Source organism: Streptomyces sp. NBC_00203, assembly GCF_045206325.1.
Lineage (GTDB): Bacteria > Actinomycetota > Actinomycetes > Streptomycetales > Streptomycetaceae > Streptomyces > Streptomyces lutosisoli.
In genome coordinates this window covers 10,605,124-10,624,547 of sequence record NZ_CP108126.1, presented here as the reverse complement: position 1 = coordinate 10,624,547, position 19,424 = coordinate 10,605,124, and the positions used below count along the sequence as shown (strand labels likewise).

General features: G+C 68.3%; 10 protein-coding genes and 5 pseudogenes. 7 read left to right on the top strand and 8 right to left on the bottom strand.

Annotated features, from left to right (window positions below; genetic code table 11):
- Positions 1–14: 14 nt before the first annotated feature.
- Positions 15–248: a hypothetical protein gene (locus tag OG975_RS47140; protein WP_406335967.1), complete on the bottom strand. Its 234-nt coding sequence runs from the start codon at positions 246–248 to the stop codon at positions 15–17.
- Positions 249–447: 199 nt separating this feature from the next.
- Between OG975_RS47140 and OG975_RS47135 the strand changes: the two genes are divergently transcribed.
- Entirely contained in the window at positions 448–1,386 is a 939-nt protein-coding gene (locus tag OG975_RS47135; RefSeq protein ID WP_406335966.1) for a serine protein kinase RIO, read from the top strand.
- A 101-nt stretch (positions 1,387–1,487) separates the two neighbouring features.
- Here OG975_RS47135 and OG975_RS47130 read toward each other — a convergent pair.
- The 3 genes and pseudogenes from OG975_RS47130 to OG975_RS47120 all read right to left on the bottom strand — a co-directional run bounded on the left by OG975_RS47130 (position 1,488) and on the right by OG975_RS47120 (position 4,805).
- Positions 1,488–2,852: pseudogene (locus OG975_RS47130) on the bottom strand (ISNCY family transposase).
- 77 nt (positions 2,853–2,929) lie between these two features.
- Complete coding sequence (locus OG975_RS47125) at positions 2,930–3,241, bottom strand: YrhB domain-containing protein (protein WP_406335964.1); 312 nt, start codon at positions 3,239–3,241, stop codon at positions 2,930–2,932.
- Positions 3,242–3,371: 130 nt separating this feature from the next.
- A complete protein-coding gene (locus OG975_RS47120) occupies positions 3,372–4,805 on the bottom strand; it encodes a nucleobase:cation symporter-2 family protein (protein WP_406335962.1) in 1,434 nt (477 codons plus the stop codon).
- A 383-nt stretch (positions 4,806–5,188) separates the two neighbouring features.
- On the opposite strand from OG975_RS47120, the gene OG975_RS47115 reads away from it, so the two are divergent.
- Together OG975_RS47115 and OG975_RS47110 are read left to right on the top strand one after the other, a co-directional pair.
- Positions 5,189–5,941 carry a helix-turn-helix domain-containing protein gene (locus tag OG975_RS47115; RefSeq protein ID WP_406335961.1) on the top strand — a complete coding sequence of 251 codons (753 nt, stop codon included), beginning with the start codon at positions 5,189–5,191 and terminating at the stop codon, positions 5,939–5,941.
- A gap of 850 nt (positions 5,942–6,791) precedes the next feature.
- A pseudogene (locus OG975_RS47110) lies at positions 6,792–7,181 on the top strand (RNA-guided endonuclease InsQ/TnpB family protein); the annotation flags it as partial.
- A 56-nt stretch (positions 7,182–7,237) separates the two neighbouring features.
- On the opposite strand, the gene OG975_RS47105 reads toward OG975_RS47110, so the two are convergent.
- Positions 7,238–11,509 carry a discoidin domain-containing protein gene (locus tag OG975_RS47105; protein WP_406335960.1) on the bottom strand — a complete coding sequence of 1,424 codons (4,272 nt, stop codon included), beginning with the start codon at positions 11,507–11,509 and terminating at the stop codon, positions 7,238–7,240.
- A 533-nt stretch (positions 11,510–12,042) separates the two neighbouring features.
- Positions 12,043–12,609 (bottom strand): hypothetical protein, encoded by a 567-nt coding sequence (locus OG975_RS47100; protein WP_406336809.1) that lies wholly within the window; start codon positions 12,607–12,609, stop codon positions 12,043–12,045.
- Between OG975_RS47100 and OG975_RS47095 the strand changes: the two are divergent.
- Positions 12,496–12,974, top strand: a pseudogene (locus OG975_RS47095) (CE1759 family FMN reductase); the annotation flags it as partial. The gene OG975_RS47100 and the pseudogene OG975_RS47095 overlap by 114 nt on opposite strands.
- Positions 12,975–13,127: 153 nt before the next feature.
- Positions 13,128–13,229 (top strand): annotated as a pseudogene (locus OG975_RS47090) (IS200/IS605 family transposase); the annotation flags it as partial.
- 270 nt (positions 13,230–13,499) lie between these two features.
- Here the strand turns inward: OG975_RS47090 and OG975_RS47085 are convergent.
- Positions 13,500–14,720 carry an RNA-guided endonuclease InsQ/TnpB family protein gene (locus OG975_RS47085; protein ID WP_406335959.1) on the bottom strand — a complete coding sequence of 407 codons (1,221 nt, stop codon included), beginning with the start codon at positions 14,718–14,720 and terminating at the stop codon, positions 13,500–13,502.
- 279 nt (positions 14,721–14,999) lie between these two features.
- Here OG975_RS47085 and OG975_RS47080 point away from each other — a divergent pair, with 279 nt between their 5' ends.
- Entirely contained in the window at positions 15,000–16,220 is a 1,221-nt protein-coding gene (locus OG975_RS47080; protein WP_406335958.1) for a metallophosphoesterase, read from the top strand.
- 363 nt (positions 16,221–16,583) lie between these two features.
- On the opposite strand, the pseudogene OG975_RS47075 reads toward OG975_RS47080, so the two are convergent.
- Positions 16,584–16,811: pseudogene (locus tag OG975_RS47075) on the bottom strand (transposase); the annotation flags it as partial.
- A 777-nt stretch (positions 16,812–17,588) separates the two neighbouring features.
- Here OG975_RS47075 and OG975_RS47070 point away from each other — a divergent pair.
- A complete protein-coding gene (locus tag OG975_RS47070; RefSeq protein WP_406335957.1) occupies positions 17,589–19,340 on the top strand; it encodes a cellulase family glycosylhydrolase in 1,752 nt (583 codons plus the stop codon).
- Positions 19,341–19,424: the final 84 nt, after the last annotated feature.

The window sequence follows — 19,424 nt, the reverse complement described above, 5'->3', positions numbered from 1 at the left end:
GGCTCTGCAGACGTTTACGCAGCGCGAGGATCGGTGTTCCAGTCGGCAAGGAATGAATCCCGGTAGCCGTCCCGGACGTCGTGGTGCAGCACGTCGATGCCGCCGTTGCCGTCCTGTGGGAAATACGGGTCTCCCATCCCGCTCGCACCGGGCGTCGGGGCTCGCTCGGCCACCGCGGGTCCGGCCGGCAACGACCCGGCCAACGTCAGCCCGAACAGGGCCGGGACGAGCCCGGTACGGAGGATCACGCCGGAACCTACGGCACCGCTGGGGCCGCTCGACGCGGGCCGACTTTATTCGGTTGCCGCTCCCCGTCTCCGCCCCTCACCATGGGCGGGACACCGGGAGCTGCCCGGTGCTCCACGAGAGGAGGCACGACCGTGACTACGACTGTCCTCGGCTTGCCCGCAGACCGATCCTCTCTCACCTCATGGAGCACCTCCAGCGATGTCTCACGACGATCTCTCGCAGCACCCTCAGCACCCGGCATTTCCTGACGACTTCATCAGCGACCCCTACCGCCACGTCCCGCCGCCGGACGACCTGGGCGACATCGACGACCGGTTCGTCTTCGACTTCCGTGCCTACGACGCCCTTGTGGATGGCCAGCGCTGGTCGACCTGGCTCAGCGTCGAACCCCTCTGCCGAGGCCCCGAGCCGCTCCCGGACTGGGTGGTGACCTCGCAGGGCGCGATCGACACCGAGCTCGGCGTCCTCAAGACCGGCAAGGAGGCCGACGTCCACCTCGTCGAACGCGCCGACCCGCTCGACCCCGCCGCCGGCGTGGTCATGGCGGCCAAGCGGTACCGCTCTCCTGAGCACCGGACCTTCCACCGCGCCGCGTCCTACACCGAGGGCCGCTCGATGAAGCGCTCACGTGACGAGCGGGCCCTCAAGCGGAAGAGCACCTTCGGCCGGCAGGTCGCGGCCGGCGAGTGGGCGGTGTCCGAGTGGGGTGCGCTGGTGCGGCTCTGGAACCTCGGGCTGCCGGTTCCCTACCCGGTCCAGATCGACGGCACCGAGATCCTGATGGAGTGGATCACTGTCGTCGACGAGGACGGCGCCGTCGCGACCGCACCCCGGCTCGCCCAGACCCGCCCCTCACCCGAGCTGCTGGCGGCGTACTTCGAGCAGCTCACCGATGCGCTCGCGACGATGGTGCAGAACGGTTTCGTGCACGGCGACCTCTCGGCGTACAACATCCTGGCGGCGGGCGAGCGGCTGGTCATCATCGACCTGCCACAGATCGTCGACCTGGTCGGCAACCTCAACGGGATGACCTTCCTCCAGCGCGACTGCGCCAACATCTGCGGCTGGTTCCGCTCGCGGGGCCTCGATGTCGACGAGCACGCGCTGTTCGCGGAGCTGATGGCGCACGCCTTCTGACCGGGCGGCTAGCTGCTTGCCCCTGAAAAAGGGTTTTGGCCTGGTGGCAGGCCTGTTGCTGCGGGCTCACTCCTGTGCCGGGGCCAGGGGTAGTTGCGTCCTCACCGGCCGCTGACAGTCATCCGGTGGAGGTTGTAGGCGAAGATCCCGAGTCCGGCCCAGGTCTGCGCGCCTGCCAGGCGGCGCAGCCGGGTGCGGCGGAAGCCGAAGCTGCGCTTGAGGTGGCTGATACGGGCTTCGATGCCGACTCTCCAGTTCCGCATCCGGCGGAACGGGCGGGTGCGCTCGTGCTCGCGTCGAGTCTTTCCCGGTGTTCCGTTGCGTTGGAGGCCGATCCGCTGGACGCCGAGTTCGGCCAGCCCCGGTCGTTGGCGGCGGTGCCAAAGCCGCGGTCGGCGACGACGGTGCCGGGCGGTCGGCCAGTGAGCGCGGTCACTCGCTCGACCGAGGGCACAAGTTGCGGTGCGTCGGGCGGGTTCCCGCGGTTGACTTGGTGGTCGACGACGAAGCCGCGTTCATCCTCGGCGACCAGGGTGGTGTAACCGAACTGGGTGGGGTGCTGAGGCTTGCCCTTGCGGATCGGCCGGGCATCGGGGTCGGCTAACGAGACCAGCCGGTCGGGGATGGTGCGGATGCCCGCCAGCCGCAAAGCGGTCTGCTCCAGCAGCTGGCGAGTGCCGGCCGAGGTCTCGGCCGGCTCCGCCACCACTCGCGCGAGGCGTCCCGAAGGCCGTTTGCCCAGCGCGCGGCGGGCGTTGCGCTCCACCGTGGCCGCGTCCCGTTAGTGTCGCGCGCGCCACGGTGGCGATCTCACCGGTGAGCCGGTCGTTCTCGCCCATCGCCTGGCCGGTGCGTCGTCGCAGGGTGCGCGAGATCTCCTTCAAGCGGCGCCCTGCTGATCGGCTGCGATCACGGAAGCGGGTGCGCCTGGCGCCGCCCGCGGCCTTGATCCGGCGCACCAGTCGGCCCTGCTTGCGCACGCCGTGGTCCAGCAGTTCGGCGTCCGTGGGGTGGTCGATGTTGGCTTCGATCACGGTGGTGTCGATGCGCAGCTTGCGGCACCGCACCAGCTTGTCCTCGACCAGCTTGCCCAGCGATGCGGCGTTGAGCTGTTCCACGGTCTGCGCGCCGCCGCGGCGCATCAGTTTGACCAACGTGGTCGGGTGCGGCACCGGGGAGGTCAAAGGGATCCGGCACAACCGGCGCCAGCTCAGCGAGTCCGCAACCTCACGGCACAGCGTCTCGTAACCGAGCTGGTAACGGTGTTTGAGATACAGCAGCCGCAGCAGCGTCTCGACCGGAACCGACGGCCGCCCCCGCCGGTCGGCGAACAGCTCCCGCCACGGGGCGATGAATCGCTCGTCGTCCAGGTACGCATCGATCTGGGCCGGCTCGACCGGTAGCTGTCGCGCTTGCTCCGGCAGCACCTCCCACCACGTGTCCTGCACTGCCGCGATACGCAACACCGCCACCACCCCCGGCTGCCGGCGCCCCAGCTCAACTGTCGCGGCCACCGACAGCCCGGACCAGCTCTCCCCATAGGTCAATCCAGCGGCACCAACGACTTCTTCAGGGGCAAGTGGCTAGAGTCCTCGCCGACATATGTGGTGACAGGGATGTGGTGGATACCCCCGTCCTGTCGGTCCACCGGGTAGGGGCCGTGGCCCACCAACATCTTCTCGATCTCACGGCTGCGGACGCACTCCACTGACTGCCAGAAGACCAGCCACCCGAGAGCGTGTTCCTCCACATCGAGGACAATGACTGGGGGCAGGCGCGCCATCCATGGCCACGCCTGCCGCTCTCTCGACAGCAGAGCCTCAGCCAGTACCACGGCGCGCTCTTTGGTGACCATGTCCCCCATCCCAAACGCGGTCTCACAGCTTGCGAGGCGGGGATGTGTGGCAGGGTTCTGCGCCGCTCGGGCCAAGGCGAACAGCAGCCGCTGGAGGGCCCGCGTGACGAGTCGCGCGGCATGCCCTGATTCATCGTCGTTGTCGGACTGAACGCGGGGGGAGGTGTGCCTGACTGTCGATGCCGTCGAAGGCGTTGACCTGTGCGGTGGGGATGTGGCTCTCGTTGGCCTCGCTGCCCCGTCCAAAGTGGTTCAGGAGCAGGTTGAGGAGGACGGCGGCGAGGCATCCCGCAGTGATGCCCGATCCCAGCACCATGGTGACGGGCGCGGGGAGCCGGTCGTAGAAGTCGGCCGATGCGATGGGGAAGAGGCCGAAGGCGAGGGCGACGGACACGATGATGCCGTTGTGCCCGGTGGCCAGGGATGCCTTGGCGAGGGTCCGGATTCCGGCGACGGTGATCGAGCCGAAGAAGACGACTCCCGCCCCGCCGAGTACGGGCAGCGGCACGAGCGCGACCAGAGAGCCCAGGACCGGCACGAGGCCCATGAGGACCAGGATCGCTCCGCACAGGGTGACGGCGTACCGGCTGCGGATGCGACTGATCGCGACCAGGCCGACGTTCTGCCCGTAGGCGCAGCTCACGAAGGCTCCCAGGGCGCCGCCGAGTGCGGTGCCCAGTCCCTGGGCGCGCAGGCTGCCCGCGATGACGCGGTCGTCGACCGGCCTGTCGACGACCGATCCCACCGCGATCAGGGACGCGGTGGACTCGGTCATGGAAACGAGCATGACGACGAGCATGGTGGCGATGACCGGCGCCTCGAACTGCGGGGCGCCGAAGGCGAACGGTTGCGGGAGCGCGAACAGCGGTGCCTGGGAGAGGTGGTCAAAGTCGACCTTGCCCATCGGCACCGCGGCGGCCGTGCCGGCGATGAGGCCGAGCAGGATCGCCACCCGTTGCAGGAAACGTCCGCTGAGGAGTCGGTGGAGGACAAGCGTGAAGGCGAGGGTTCCGGCGGCGAGCGCGAGGTTGGACGGTGAGCCGTAGCCGGAGGACTCGGGGTCGCCGCCCCGGGCCCACTTGCCGGCCACCGGCAGCAGCGAGAGGCCGACCAACGTGATGACGGAACCGCTGACGACGGGCGGGAAGAAGCGGACGAGCCGGCAGAAGGCCGGCGCCAGGAGGAAGCAGACGACCCCGGCGACGAGGGTGGCGCCGAACACCAGAGGCAGGGTGTCCTGCCCCCGTGACGCGGAAGCGGCCAGGACCGGGGAAACCACGGCGAACGAGACGCCGTTGGTGACGGGCAGCCCGGCTCCGACACCCCAGAAGCGCAGCGTCTGGGCGACGGTGGCCAGGCCCGCGACGACCAGGCTCGCGGCCAGCAGAACGGTGAGCTGTGCCGCGGTCAGGCCGATCGCGCCGCCGATGATCAGCGGAGGCGCCGCGAGGCCCGCGTACATGCTGCCCACGTGCTGCAGGGCGGCGGGGATCATCCGCCGCATGGGCAGCACTTCGTCCGCGGGATGGGCGGGGAGGGACGGGGCGGAGCGGTCGTGAGTCAAGAGCCTAGGGGAGCGCATGGGGACAGTCCCTCCGAGAGACCGCCCGGCCGGCGCACGGCTGGGACGGTCGAGAGCGAAGCACGGCCGGACAAGTGGACGGACCTGCCCGGAGGGATACGGAAATCGTGCCGGATTCCGGAGTGCGGAGAACGACGCGATTCCCTGTTGCGGAATTTACTTTCCACTGTGGACGGCTGCGACCATACGAACAGGACCCCTGGTCGTCAACTCCTCCAGGCAGACCAATTGATTCCTGTGATTCTTTGGAGGTACGCACAATCGCCGTCGGCCGGGGCTGTCAACGCGCGTCAACCGGCGTCCTGAACTCCTGCGGAATCCGCAGGTCTTGGCTGGGGCGGCCCCCGGCCCTACGGTGTCCGGCTATGCCATCCCAAGACGATCTCCACAGCCCGTCCGAGGGCGAAGAAGACTCCGCCTATCCCCCGCTCGAGCCCCGCCACGCCGCCCGCGTGCGCGAGCAGCTCGGACTCACGCGCGGCCAGGTCGCCTGGGCCGTCTCGGCCTTCCAAGGGCACCCCCTCCACCCCGACACGCTCCTGGCCTGGGAGCGGGGCACAGAGGCGCCGACAGTCCATCAAATCAACGCACTGGCAGCCGCGTTGTGGTGCTCGCCGGGTGATCTGCTCGGCGAACCGGCCACGCTCCTGCAGTGCCGGACGCTCCTCGGACTGACGGTGGAGCAGGTGGCCCTGGGGGTAGGCATGACCCGCGACCGCTACGCCGAGGCGGAACGGCGCAACCGCTGGCGCGGGTCCGAACGGCAGACCCAGGCATTGTTCGAGGTACTTCGGCCGCCGCCCGCCTGCTTCGTCGGCGCATGCGGCAGGACGGGGCAGCTGCGCGTGCTGCTGCGCGAGGCGGTCACCGGGTGGTGGCCGAACTACGTACGGCCCGTCGCGAAGATCGTCCCCGTGGCGCCGGCGGAGATCCACCGCGCTCTGGAACAGCTCCACCTGGCGTACCAGCGGATCGACAACCACGGCCGGACCGGAGCTGCTGCCGAAGCGGTCGAGCGCGAGGCCTTGACCTTCCTCGACCGGGTCGACGAACAGCTGTGGCGGCAGCTGCGCACCAGGGAGCCTGACCTCACCCGCCTCCCAGAGAGGAGGTCTTGACACACTCGCCGTCACGTGAGGCACTAGAGCCCCACCCATCCATACGGAAGCTGCTTTCCGCATCGTGGACGATCCGTTCATGCAGTCTTCGGCAGGGCCTGTCGGGGCTCGCTCACCCCGCGACGCCCCAGCTCGGGCAACTCCCACGTTCCCCGTTGCTCAGGGCACCCCTATGCCCTCGGGCCCTCCTGCCGCCCGCTCGACTGCGTCATCGAACCAGTCCACACGGCCCTCCGAGGCATCGGCCGCTCCCCTGCGCCAAGCACCATCGAGGCAGGTCTGCTGATGCCGGTTATCAGGGACTGGGTGCTCAGACCTGCGGCCGGGTTCGCCCACTCATCAGCCCGGATTCCGGTGGAACACGGCATCGCTGATGGCACGGCCGATCATGTGCTCACGCTGACCATGCACGAGGTCGTTGGGGCTGGGCTCGGTTCAGCGGATCGGCCCCACGTCGCCCGCCCGCGGCCAGGGAGGCCGGGCTGGATGAGTCCCGTGCCCGGCCGTCCGCACCGCCGATGGTGATGGTGATGCGCACGCTGTGGGACATCGGCACGCTGCACGTGATGGGGCCGCTGGGCCGGCTCTTCGTAGAGCAAAGGGCGGGCGAGCCGGCCACCGGGGGACAGGCTCCTTGAGGGCTCGGTCGGCGCGGCGCGCTCTTCGGTGACCATGTCCCTCATCCTCCAACACTGCGCAACCGGGTTTCGGCCCAGAGTGACCAGCCATGCATCGCCCAGATCTAGCCACTTCACACCGACCGGCTCGTCCTGGCTGAACCTTGTCGAGCGGTGCGTTCGAGGGTGGGGGCGCGTGCATGGCGTCGCGGGGCAGGCGGGAGTTTGACGGCGTGGAAGACCTGGCGGTCAAGGAACTCGCGCGCACCAGGCTGGCCAAGAGTGTCCACGACGCCGGATGGTCGGCGTTCGTGACCATGCTGGAGTACAAGGCGGCCCGGTACGGCCGGACTGTGGTGAAGATCGGCCGGTTCACACCGACCTCCCAGACCTGCTCGGCGTGCGGGGCCAAGAACGGGCCCAAGCCCCTGCACGTCCGGGAATGGACCTGCACCGCCTGCGGGACCCTCCATGACCGGGACCACAACGCCGCGATCAACGTCAAAACGGCCGCCGGACTGGCGGTTGCAGCCTGCGGAGCGCCGGTAAGACCAGGACTCGTCCCGGCACAGCGCGACGAAACAGGAAGCCACGGATCCCCGCCCGAACCCCGTGCCGCGTAGCGGCACAGGGTCGGACAAGAAGGCCAGAATCCTCGGGCTTCAGCCCGAGGAGCAAGTCACTGGATGTTGATCGTGAAGGTGGTGGTCTTGTTGCGGACGTCCTCCGCGTTGCCGCTCATCCGCAGGTTGCGGAAGGTGGCCTCGCCGACGGCGGGTCCCTGACCGGGTTCGGGCAGCTCGTTGGCCCAGATGCCGAACCCGGACTTCGCGTCGAACGTGTCCCCGCTCTTCTTGGAGTTGGTGATGGAGATGTCGGTGAAGATCGTGTCCTTCACCGGGAACTGGGGCTGACCGCCTACGTAGTTGGTCTGGAACATCACGCCTCCGTAGGTCGAGTCGTCGATGTCGACGTCGTTGACCCGGATGCCCTGGAAGACTTTGGAGGCCGAGAACGCCCAGATGGCCGGGAAGACCTGGGAGCCCCAGAAGTGGCCGCCCGTTCTGTCCAGGGAGACGTTCTCGATCGTCGTCGGATCGGTCCCGAAGCCGTTCATCGGGTAGCCGAAGTCCAGCGAGGAGATCGTGATGCCGGAGTAGACCAGGGTGTCGGCGACCCGGATGTTGCGGAAGGTGTTGTTGTAGCCGCCGTAGACGGCGATACCGGCCGCACGCCAGGTGAGCGTCGACGTCAGGTTCTCGTAGAGGTTGTTCTTCTCGTCGGCGCCGCCCGCGTCGATCGCCGAGAAGAGCGCGAAGCTGTCGTCGCCCGTGGCCCGGGCGTCGTTGTTGACTACGTGGTTGTCCGTGGAACCGTTCGTCATGTTGATGCCGTCGGCGAACGTGTCCCGGATGCGGGAGTTCTTGATGGTCACGTTGTCGGTGTTGGCGCCCCAGTACAGGCACACCATGTGCTCGGCCCAGATGTCGTCGATGGTGATGCCCGAGACGTTGGAGAAGTCGAACACCTTGCCCGGACCGTCGATCCGGGACGTGTAGTTGCCGAAATAGGCGAAGCCGGTGAACGACGAGCCGTTGGCGGTCGCCTCGGCCCGGAAGCCCACGTCGGTGTTCTCCTGCGAGGCGGGAGCGTGGAAGCGGGCGAACCACGACCCGGCTCCGACGACCTTGACCGCCTTGCCGTAGACCTGGAACTTGCTGGAGGTCTCGTAGTCTCCGGCGGGCAGGTAGATGCCGACGAGCTTGCCCGTGGTGTCCATGCGGACCTTGTCGAGCGCGTTCTGCACGTCCTGGTGCGAGAAGCCGGCCGGGACCGTGTAGGCGGCCGGGTCCGGGTTCGGGATCGCCGTCGCCTGTTCGGTGTTGATGAAGTCGATGGCGTAGGTGGAGGTGTTGGCCGCGTCCTTCTGGAGGCGGATCTTGGAACCGGCCGGCACGGTCTTGCCGAGCTGCAGGTTCGCCTCGTCGTAGATGTGGCGCGGAGCACCGGAGCCGGGCGAGTTGCCGGGCGCGGTCTCGTTGCCGTAGAGCCAGGCGTACTTCGAGGTGAGGTCGATGGCCTTGAGGAACTGGCCGTCGACGTAGACATTGAGCGTGGTGTCGGTGCCGTCCGGGACCTCGAAGCGCGTCACCAGGGTGTTGGTCGCCGCGCGGGTGGTCCACTCGACGTACTGGCCGGTCCCGGTGAGGGTCACCGCCTTGCGGCCGCTCGCCTCGCCGGCGATGTCGCCGATGGTCCGGTTCGGGCCGACGACCTTCGCGCCGCCGCCCACTGTGCCGTCCTCGGCCTCGTACATGTCGTACGGCATGTCGGCGCCTCGGCCGACGAACAGGGGTTGTGTGGTGGTGTTGTTGGTTCGTTTGACCGGCAGTTCGTTGGCGTCGTCGGCGATGACCGTCTTGACGGTGTACTTGCCGTTGGCGGCCGTCCACGAGCCGAGGGCGACCGGTGCGGTCGTCTGGCCGGAGGCGATGGTGCCGTTGTAGGTGCCGGTGAGTGTCTTGAGGGTGGTGCCGCTGGAGTCCTGGATCGTGAGCGTCACGCCGTGGGTGCCGGAGGCCGAGTCCGTCGTCCCCTGGTTCTTGATGGCTACGGTGAACGTGACGTTGTCGCCCGTAGAGGGGCTGGAGGGCGTCCAGGCGACCGGCGCGGCGACCAGGTCCGAGCTGGAGACGGGCTTGACGACGAGGGCGTCGGAACGGGTGAAGGAGTTGTTCGCCTCGTTCTGCTCGATGACCTTGTTCGACGGGTCCACCTCGGCGCCGAGCGGGTAACTGCCCGCGTCCCGGGTGCCGATGCTCGCGGTGACCGTCGCCGACTCACCGGCCGCGATGGCCGGGACGTCCGCCGTGGCGGCCTTGGTGCCGCCGAGCGTGAAGTTCAGGTCGGTGGCCTTGGACGGCCTGGTGCCGCTGTTGGTGACGGTCGCCGTCAGGCTGATGGCATCCGACTCGACCGGGGCCGCAGGCGAGTTGGTGATGCCGGTGACCTTCAGGTCCGGGTTGGCGGCCGGGGTGCCGATCACCTGGAGCTCGGCGACCTGGGCGCCGGGGGCGCCGGTGTTGGAGGCGAACTTGAGCTGGATGTCGGCGGCGGCGCCGGAGACCGGGATGGTCACCGTGTTGCCGCTCGACGGGTTGAACGTGTAGTCCTTCGCCGCGGCGAGACTCGTGAACGCGGTCGCGTCCTGGTCGCGGCCGAGCACCTGGATGTTCTGCGTGCGCGTGGACCAGGCAGCTTCGGGGTTGAGCTTGACGACGACCTGGCTGAGGTCGGCGTTGGCACCCAGCTTGGTGGTGAGGGTGGCCGGGTAGGCGCCGCCCCCGCTCTCCCAATAGGTGCTGATCTGACCGTCGTTGGCGTTCGTGGCGACGTAGGTGAAGGTGTATGAGGAGGCCTCTATGGGCTTGCCCTGGGCGAGGTCGGAGCCGGAACCGGAACCGGTCCGGGTGACGCTGTTGCTCGCCACCGACACGTTCCCGGCGGCGTCCTTGGCCTTCACGTAGTAGGTGACCGTGGCCGTCGGCGACGGGGTGTCGGTGTAGGTCGTGACGTCACCCGCCACGGTCTTGACGAGCTGGTCGTTGGCGTAGACGTCGTAGCCGGTCACCTGGACGTTGTCGCTCGACGCCTGCCAGGTGAGCTTCACGTCGCTGCCGGACTGCGTGTAGGCGAGGTTGCCGGGCGCGGTGGGGGCCTGGGTGTCGCCGCTCGTTCCCTTGCGGGTGACGTTGTTGCTGTTGGCGGAGACGTTGCCCGCGGCGTCCTTGGCCCGCACGAAGTAGGTGATGTCGCTGCCTGCCGGCTGGGTGTCGGTGTAGGTCAGGACGTTCCCGGCGACGCTCGACCGCAACTGGCCGTTGGCGTAGATGTCGTAGCCGGTCACGGCCGTGTCGTCGGTGGCCGCACTCCAGGTCAGCTTGATCTGCCCGGTGGCGGGCTCGGTGTAGCTCAGGTTGGTCGGCGCGGTGGGTGCCTGGGTGTCGCCGGTCGCCGGTCCGTAGACCTCCAGCTCGGACGCCTGCCCGGCGGGCCAGCCGGTGTTGGCGGTGAACAGCGCGCGCACGTACCGCGTCGTGGTCGTGTCGAAGGTGATGGTCGTCGACTGGTCGTTGGAACTGTCGAAGGTGTACGCCTTCGAGGCCGTAAGGTCGGTGAAGCTCTGGTTGTCGGTCGAGCCCTGGACCTTGAAGGTCTGGCTGCGGCTCGGCCAGCCGCTGGGCAGCCGCAACGTCACCTGGTTGATCTTGGCCGACGAGCCGAGATCGACCTGGAGCCACTGCGGAAAGGCGTTGTTCGTGCTCTCCCAGTAGGTGTTGCGGTTGCCGTCACCGGCGTTGGCCGCGCCGTAGACGTCGGCGTGCCCGCTCTCGCTGAAGGGTTTGCCCTGGGCGAGGTTGGGGGTCGAGGCGGCGGTCGTGAGGACCTGCAGCTCGGCGAGCTGAGCGGTACCGGCGACCGAGTTGGCGCTGAAATCGGCCCGTATGTACCGGGCCAGAGTCGCGGGCATGGAGATCTTCACCGTGTTGTCGTTGCCGGGGCTGAAGACGTACTGCGCCGACGACTTGAGCGTGGCGAAGCTCTTTCCGTCGGCGCTTCCCTGGAGTGCCAGCGTCTGCTTGCGGGTCTGCCAGTGCTCAGGCAGACGCAGTACAACCTGGCGGACGCGCTTGGTCCGCCCGAGGTCGGTCTGCACCCACTGGGCCGACTTCTTTCCGGCCTGCCAGTAGGTGTCGGTGTCGCCGTCGGTGACGTTGGCGGCGGCGTGCGCGCCACGGGTGCTGCCCGCCTTTGTCGCGGCGTCAGCGGCGGCGTTGGGGCCGCCGGCCGCGTGTGCGCCGACGGCGGGCAGGCCCAGAACCATGACGGCGGAGGCGAGCGCGGCGGTCGCTGCGCGCCGCCTTGGGGATCTCTGCTTGTGTCGAGTCATGCGGGGTCACTTCCTGCGGAGGCTCGCGCGCCGGTGGGGCGGCGAGGGCGGCTCATTCCTGGCGGAGTGGTGCAGAAAGGTGCAGGACGAACGGTGCGGTGCGAAGCGGGGTGCAGTGCGTTCGGGTGGCAGGAGCCGACCTGACGGAGATGCATGATCTCCATAAGGGAATCGGCAGGCAGGATTTTGCGTTGTTTCATCGAAATATTGCAGAGCAACATAAGTGGGTCTACAGCTAGAGCGGCACAATTTTCACCAGAAGCACCCATGACTCAAGAGTGATGGCGGCGCGTGCGTGACTTGCGGGCCAATGAGGCGGTCAAGTGGCTGGCATCGAGGCGCGTTCTACGGGCTCGCATAGTCCGGTCCGCGACTCAGTGGCGGTTGCGGGCTTGCGCTCCGAGACTGCAAGTGAACGCAAGATGCGCAAAATTCTTGCGCGATCCTGCGTCCCGCAGTGCGTCGACCACCGCCCTCGTGGTGTCCATCGGGTACTCGATGAGCGGGCGCCTGGGCGACCACAGCTCGTGCCTTCACCGCGCATCCCCGCTCGGGCGTCCGCGCTGTTGCCCGTCGATGAACCGCTCCAGGTAGGCCAGACGGCGACGTTCCCGTTCCCAGCGGATCGCTGGGCTGGACTCGTCCGCGACCTTGACCTGCAACTCGGCAACCCCGGCCCGCAGTTCGTCGATGTTCTCCTCTGTGCGACAGATGCTGCCGCAGGACGGATGACAGCCGTCGATGTCCGGCGTGACCCTAGCGTCATCGAAGGAAGAATCCCGCTCGCAAAGTGCCGTCTCAGCGGTGAACACACAGGCCATCGAGCGCGACACCAATGTCGCCTGAACGAGGAATGGGACCGAGTGCTCGCCTGATGCGCCCACCCACGAGTCCCAGCTCGTCGCCGCCTCGGAACCGGAGGAGGTGACCGCCGCGTGAAGCTCGTCGCCGTCTCGGCGGGGCTGAGCGTCCCGTCCTCCACGCGGCTGCTCGCCGACCGGCTCACCGATGCGGTCCGCGACGAGCTCGCCGACCGGGGCCACGAGGTGGAGGTCGAGGTCATCGAGCTGCGCGCCCTGGCCGTCGCCATCGCCAACCACCTCGTGACCGGTTTCCCCGCACCACAGCTGGCCACCGTGATCGAATCGGTCACGGGCGCCGACGGCCTGGTCGCCGTAACTCCGGTGTTCACCGCCTCGTACAGCGGGCTGTTCAAGTCCTTCTTCGACCTGATCGATCCGGAGGCCCTCACTGGCAAGCCGGTCCTGATCGCGGCAACGGGGGGGCACAGCCCGCCACTCGCTGGTCCTGGAACACGCCCTGCGCCCGCTGTTCGCCTACCTGCGCGCCGTCATCGTCCCCACGGCGGTCTACGCCGCGTCCGAGGACTGGGGCTCCGGCGGCGATGCATACACGCAGGGCCTGCCCGCACGCATACGGCGGGCAGGTGGGGAGTTGGCCATGCTACTGGCCGCCAGGGCAGCCGATCCGGCACCCGAAGCCGACATCACCTCGCTCGAGAAGCAGCTCTCCGACCTGCGCTTCGACTGAGCGCACTCAATCGCATTCCCGTGGTTCACATAGCACCTGGCAAACGGCCCTCAACCTGGTACTGCACTACTGGCGCGCCAGCAAGCTGTGGTCCGGGTCCTGCTTCGCCGGATCCGTCGGCGGCGGCGCCCCACTCTCGGTGGTCAAGCAGTACATCGAACAGCAGAAACTGGCCGGTGAGCATCGCCCGGCTCCGCCGCGACCAGCCACCATGGCGCTCCGCGTCGCCACCATCAGAATCGCTCCACCCCCGGCCTGAAGGCCGGAGCACTGCGAATGAATCCTGGTAGCGGCCGTAGTGGTCGGCGTCGTGCGTTCTGCACAAGGGGCCGCGCCCATGAACGCCGGTCCGGCCGGCCCGAGGGCGACCGGATACAGTGCGCGAGACGGCAGCCTGGTTTTTGAATCCTCCCCTTCCTGAAGGGAGGGGATTCCTGGCTCAGGCCGCCTCCTGGAGCAGCGCTCCAGGAGGTCTTCCGCCATCGGCACCAGCCGGGTTGAGACCAGCCCGGACGAGCATGACGCGTGCAGAGTTCTTGTCCCGTGGGGATACGGTTCCGCATGCGGCGCAGGTGTAGGTGCGCTCACCCAGCGGCAGTGCGTGCTTGGCTCTCGCATCGCAGTGCGCGCAGTCCATCGTGGTGTGCGCGGGGTGGACGAGGCGCATGTCCCGCCCGTGTTTGCGGCCCATCTCGATCAGAGCGGCCTTGGTGGCGCCGATGGCGGCGTCAGCGGCCTTGCGGGCCATGGTGGTCCTGGCGAGGAACTTCGGGCGGAAGTCCTCGACGGCGATGGCGTCGTGGTCGCGGACGACCTTCTTGGCCCACTTGCGGCCGGTGTCCTCACGCTGCCTCGCGACCTTCTTGTACGCCTTCGCCCGCCGTTTCTTCGCCTCGTGGTAGCCCTTGGATGCCGCCTGCCCCTTGGCGGGTCTGCGGCGGGCCATCATCCGGTCGTACCGCGACAGCTTCGCGGCGGCCTTCTTGCCGTGCTCGGAGTGCGGGAGGTCGTGTGCGTCGGAGGTAGTGGTGGCGGTCTCCTTCACGCCCCAGTCCACGCCGATCACCGCGCCGGTCTGCGGCAACGACTCGACGGGGGCGGGGACGACGAAGCTGGCGTGCCAGTGGCCGATTCTGTCCTGGTACACGCGGACCGAGGTGGGGTCGGCGGGCAGGTCCCGCGACCACACCACGTTCAGCACGATCCCACCCGCCAGGTACAGGCGCCCGTCCTTCAGCCGGAACCCGCGCTTGGTGTAGTTCAGCGTCGGCGAGGCTTCGTGCTTCTTCTTGTACGTCGGCATCCCGGCCCGGCGCGTCATGGGCAGACGCTCTTTGATGTCCTTCTGTGCCTTCGCGCGGGACCTGCCGAAGTCCCGGATGAGCTGCTGCTGGGGAACCGACGAGCCCTCACGCAGCCACGGCGTACGGACGCGGGCCTCGGTCAGCATTTTGTCGAGCTGCGCCGGACCGCACGTCTGCTTCTCCCCGGTGGCCTTGTTTTGCAGGTAGACGGCCCTGGACTTGGCAACGCACTCGTTCCACACCCACCGGCACCGGCCCCACTCCGCCATCAGGGCGGTGCGGGCGGTGGACGACACGCGCAGCCGGTAGGTGTAGCGGGCATGCCCGGCCTCCGCAGCCGCCCTCACCTGCGTCATCTCGCCCCCACGGTCTCCGGCCGGGACGACATGACATCCCGAACCCACCGAAGGACCATACGTACGACGGCCGCACACACGTACCCCGATCCCGCAGTCACCACCCCAACCAGCGACCACCCGCACGTGCGTTCGCATCACCTCGGCGATACCGGCAGCGGTACGGTCACTCCGCGCCCGGAACCAGATGCGGCGACACTCCACGTCGCAACACCCGGATGCGATTCCTCCCCAGCGTGAACGCCGGGGCATCCTCGCAAGAAACAGGTGAGGGGAAGCGTGACCGACACCAGCGACACCCGACCCGCCGACAGTGAAGCGCAAGCGCCGCGGCAGAGCCGACTGCACCGCCTGATGCGCTACATCCCCCTGATCGCCCCCGTCCTGCTGTTGGCCGTGCCCTGCTGGGTGCTCCTTCACAGCGGCCAGCACTGGCCGCTGCCCGTCACCCTCGCCGGCACCGCCCTGTTCGCCCTCGGCCTCGTCGGTATGCCGCTCGCGATGGTGCGCGGCCACGGCCGGCGCCAGCAGGACCGGGCGGCGATCGTCGGTGACACCCTGCTGGGCACCAGCTGGGTTCTGTTCACCTGGTCCGTTCTGCTCGGCGTCCCCTTGCGGCTCGTCCTGACCGTGGCCGGCGTCGGCGAGAGTCAGGACCGGGCCCGAATTGTCACTTGGGCCATCCTCGGCATAACCGCCGTACTGCTCGCCTGGGGGTACGCCGAGGCCCGCCGCGTGCCACGCGTGCGCCGACTCGACGTACAACTCCCACGGCTGGGTGCCGGGTTGGACGGCATCCGCGTCGTCCTCATCACCGACACCCACTACGGCCCACTCGATCGCACTCGCTGGTCGGCACAGGTATGCGAGACGGTGAACACCCTGGAAGCCGACCTGGTCTGCCACACCGGTGACATCGCGGACGGCACGGCCGAACGCCGCCGCGCCCAAGCCGCCCCACTCGGAACCGTGCGGGCCACCCGGGCCCGTGTATACGTCACCGGAAACCACGAGTACTACAGCGAGGCCCAGGGCTGGGTCGACCTGATGGACGAGCTGGGCTGGGAGCCGCTGCGCAACCGCCATCTGCTGCTCGAACGCGGCGGCGACACCCTCGTGGTCGCCGGCGTGGACGACGTCACCGCCGAGTCCTCCGGCCTGGCCGGCCACCGCGCCCACCTCGCCGGAGCCTTGAACGGCGCCGACCCCGACCACCCCGTCCTGCTCCTGGCCCACCAGCCCAAGTTCGTCGACCGGGCGGCAGCCGGCGGCGTCGATCTCCAGCTCTCCGGCCACACCCACGGCGGCCAGATCTGGCCCTTCCACCACCTGGTCCGCATCGACCAGCCCGCCCTCGCCGGCCTCAGCCACCACGGCCCCCGCACCCTCCTCTACACCAGCCGCGGCACCGGCTTCTGGGGCCCACCGTTCCGCGTCTTCGCCCCCAGCGAGATCACCCTGCTCGTGCTCCGCTCCCCGCACCAGCCCACCTCGCCGTAGTACTGGGCGGGCCGACACATCCGCTTGGAGCAGTCCACGAGCCGAGGGATGCGGCGTCGACGGATGACCAGGCCCGTCTCGCTGAGGACAAGATCCGGACCATTCCCGGGCCGACGGCTCCAACGAGCCATATGTGGCCACGTTTTACGCAGGTCAGCGACGCGTGAGGCCTGTACCACCAGCAGACGAGGAACCTGCTGGTGTCGTACTCGCCGAAGAAGTTGGTCTTCTTCTAGAAGCACGAGAAAGGGCGCCTGACCAGGGCAGATACCCAGCAGGCGCCCTTCCCCCGCGACATCTGGGAGGCGAGACGAAATTTTCCCTAACTCCCAGTCTCTCCCACCCGTATTCCGCCTCTGACCAGACCTCGACCGGTCCGGCCGCGGTGACCACAGTCCGGGACCGGTGGTGCCCGTTGCGGACCACCAGACGGCGCCCGGCCGCATCGGTCTCAGCCGCCAACTCGGCTATGTACTGGTTGACTTCCGCTTCCAGCGCGGCGGCGAGCATCCGGCGGGCGCCCTCACGCACGATCTCGTCGATCAAGGAGCCGTACTCGGTGGAACCCTCGGCGATGACTACGCTCAGCATGGGCGTGCCTTGCTGACCCGCGCTGCAACGCAGGTCTACTCAGTGACTTCTCGATCAATCACCTGGGAAGGTACGCCCTTCGCTCGCTCCCGAAGCTGATCCACAAGTCCTGAGCATTGCTCCTGGCCTGCTCGGCGCACGCACTCCGCCGCGTCGACTCCGGAGGCCAGCCGGAACGAGATGCCGACGTGGCGCAGGTCGTAGGGGCGTTTCGCCAGCGCGTGGGAGTGCTCGTCACGCGCAAGCTCCGCCTCATGGGCTTACCCCCAGGGGATGCCGTAGGCCGAGGCATCGATGCGCGAGAGCATGGTGGGCGCGCATCCGCTCTGCTCGACGCCCGGTGCAGCGTCCGTAGGGGCTGGTCAGACCTGGCACTTGTTCGGCGAACGTACGTTGTTCACAGTCCGCGTTCTCGCAGACGAAGCGGCGCATGGTCAGTTCGATCTCGACTCGCCGGCTGCTTAGCAGCACGTCCCACAGCCGGCGCAGATACCGCTCGTGCACCGGCATCGAGTCATGGCCGCAGCCTGGACAGCCCTCGTCCGTGCCCTGGCCACTAGCCCGGATCACCACAACTCCGGTGCTCAGCGTCACGGAAGTGACCGCTACCCCGATGCTCGCGAAGACCAGCGTCGCCCGTCGCCACGGCCCCGGCCCTGTTCAGCGTCGGCCTCATGGACCGCTTGTCTGTGGCATTTCTGTGAAACGCGGCAACCTCCTGCCCGGCGGCGACCACTGGAAGGCAACACCGGCTCGATCTTCCAGAACGGATGAGCAATGAGGAAGCAGCAAGCCCCACAGCACCGCCGACGCAGGATCCGGCTGGCGGTGGGTGCGCCGCTGGCGCTGATCGCCGCGGGTGTTCTCGCCTACGGCGCGGTCTTCGGGACGTTCGGCGACGACGCCGAGCCTCACGCGGCAGCGGCGCCGGTCCCGGTGCCCGGCGACGCGACGGCGGCCGTGGCCGCGATGCAGCCGGGCTGGAACCTGGGCAACAGTCTGGACGCCGGCCCCGAGGAGACAAGTTGGGGGCAGCCGCGCACCACCAAGGCACTGCTGGACTCGGTCCGCGCCCAGGGCTTCAAGAGCATCCGTATCCCCGTGACCTGGAGCGACCACCAGGGAGCGGCGCCGAAGTACACCATCGACCCGGCGTACATGAGCCGGGTCAAGCAGGTTGTCGACTGGGCGATCGCCGACGGCCTCTACGTGATCATCGACGTGCATCACGACTCCTGGCAGTGGACCAGCAAGATGTCCACCGACCACGACAAGGTCCTGGCCCGCTTCGACGCGACCTGGACCCAGATCGCCACCTCGTTCCGGAACGAGCCCGCACAGCTGGTCTTCGAGAGCGTCAACGAGCCCCAGTTCGACAACGCCGACAACACCCGCAAGGCGCAGCTGCTCAACGAGCTGAACGCGTCCTTCCACAAGGTCGTGCGGGCCTCGGGCGGCAACAACAAGAACCGTCTGCTCATGCTGCCCACCGAGGTCTGCACCCCCGACCAGCGGCTGATGGACAGCCTGGTCACCACGATCAAGTCGCTGCACGACTCCCGGCTGATCGCGACCGTGCACTACTACGGCTACTTCCCGTTCAGCGTGAACGTCGCCGGCTCCACCCGCTTCGACGCGCAGGCCCAGGGCGACCTGGACAAGACGTTCAAGCGGATGCGCGACACCTTCGTCGCCCAGGGCATCCCCGTCGTCCTCGGCGAGTACGGCCTGCTCGGCTACGACAACGGTCCCGGCGCGGTCGAACGCGGCGAGATGCTCAAGTACTTCGAGGCGCTCGGCCACGCCGCCCGCACCAACAAGGTCACCACCGTGCTGTGGGACAACGGCTCCTTCTACGACCGCGGCAAGCTGCGCTGGAAGGACGCGGGGTTGTTCCGCCAGATGAAGTCGAGTTGGACGACACGCTCGGCGACAGCCTCCTCCGACAGCGTCTTCGTGCCGAAGTCCGGCCCCGTCAAGGACCGTTCGCTCACCCTGAACCTAAACGGCGCCACCTTCACGGCGCTCAAGCAGGGCACCACCAAGCTGGTCAGCGGCCGGGACTACACCCTCTCCGGCAACCGGCTCACCCTGAAGGCGGCCACACTCACCCGGCTCGTCGGCGACCGCTCCTCCGGGGTCAACGCGACGCTCCAGGCCGGGTTCTCCCAAGGAGTCCCCTGGCGCATCCAGGTAATCACCTACGACACCCCGGTCCAGTCGAACACGACCGGTACGACCGCGTCGTTCCCCATCCCCACACAGTTCCGGGGTGACGTGCTGGCGACGATGCAGGCCACGTACGCCGACGGTGGCAACGCCGGCCCGACCAGCTGGACCCCGTACCAGCAGTTCAACACCGCCTTCGCGCCGGACTATGCCAAGAAGTCCATCCGCCTGACCCCCGCCTTCCTCAACGCGGTCAAGGACAACACGCCTGTCAAGCTCACCTTCCATTTCTGGAGTGGCGCCACCACGACGTACCACATCACCAAGTCGGGAGGCACGGTGACCGGCACGACGTCCTGACAGGACGTCCTGAGCTGAGGCCGGTGCCCGCCCGGGAAGGCTCCCGGGCGGGCACAGCCGTCAGGCAGCATGGAGCCGGTGTGA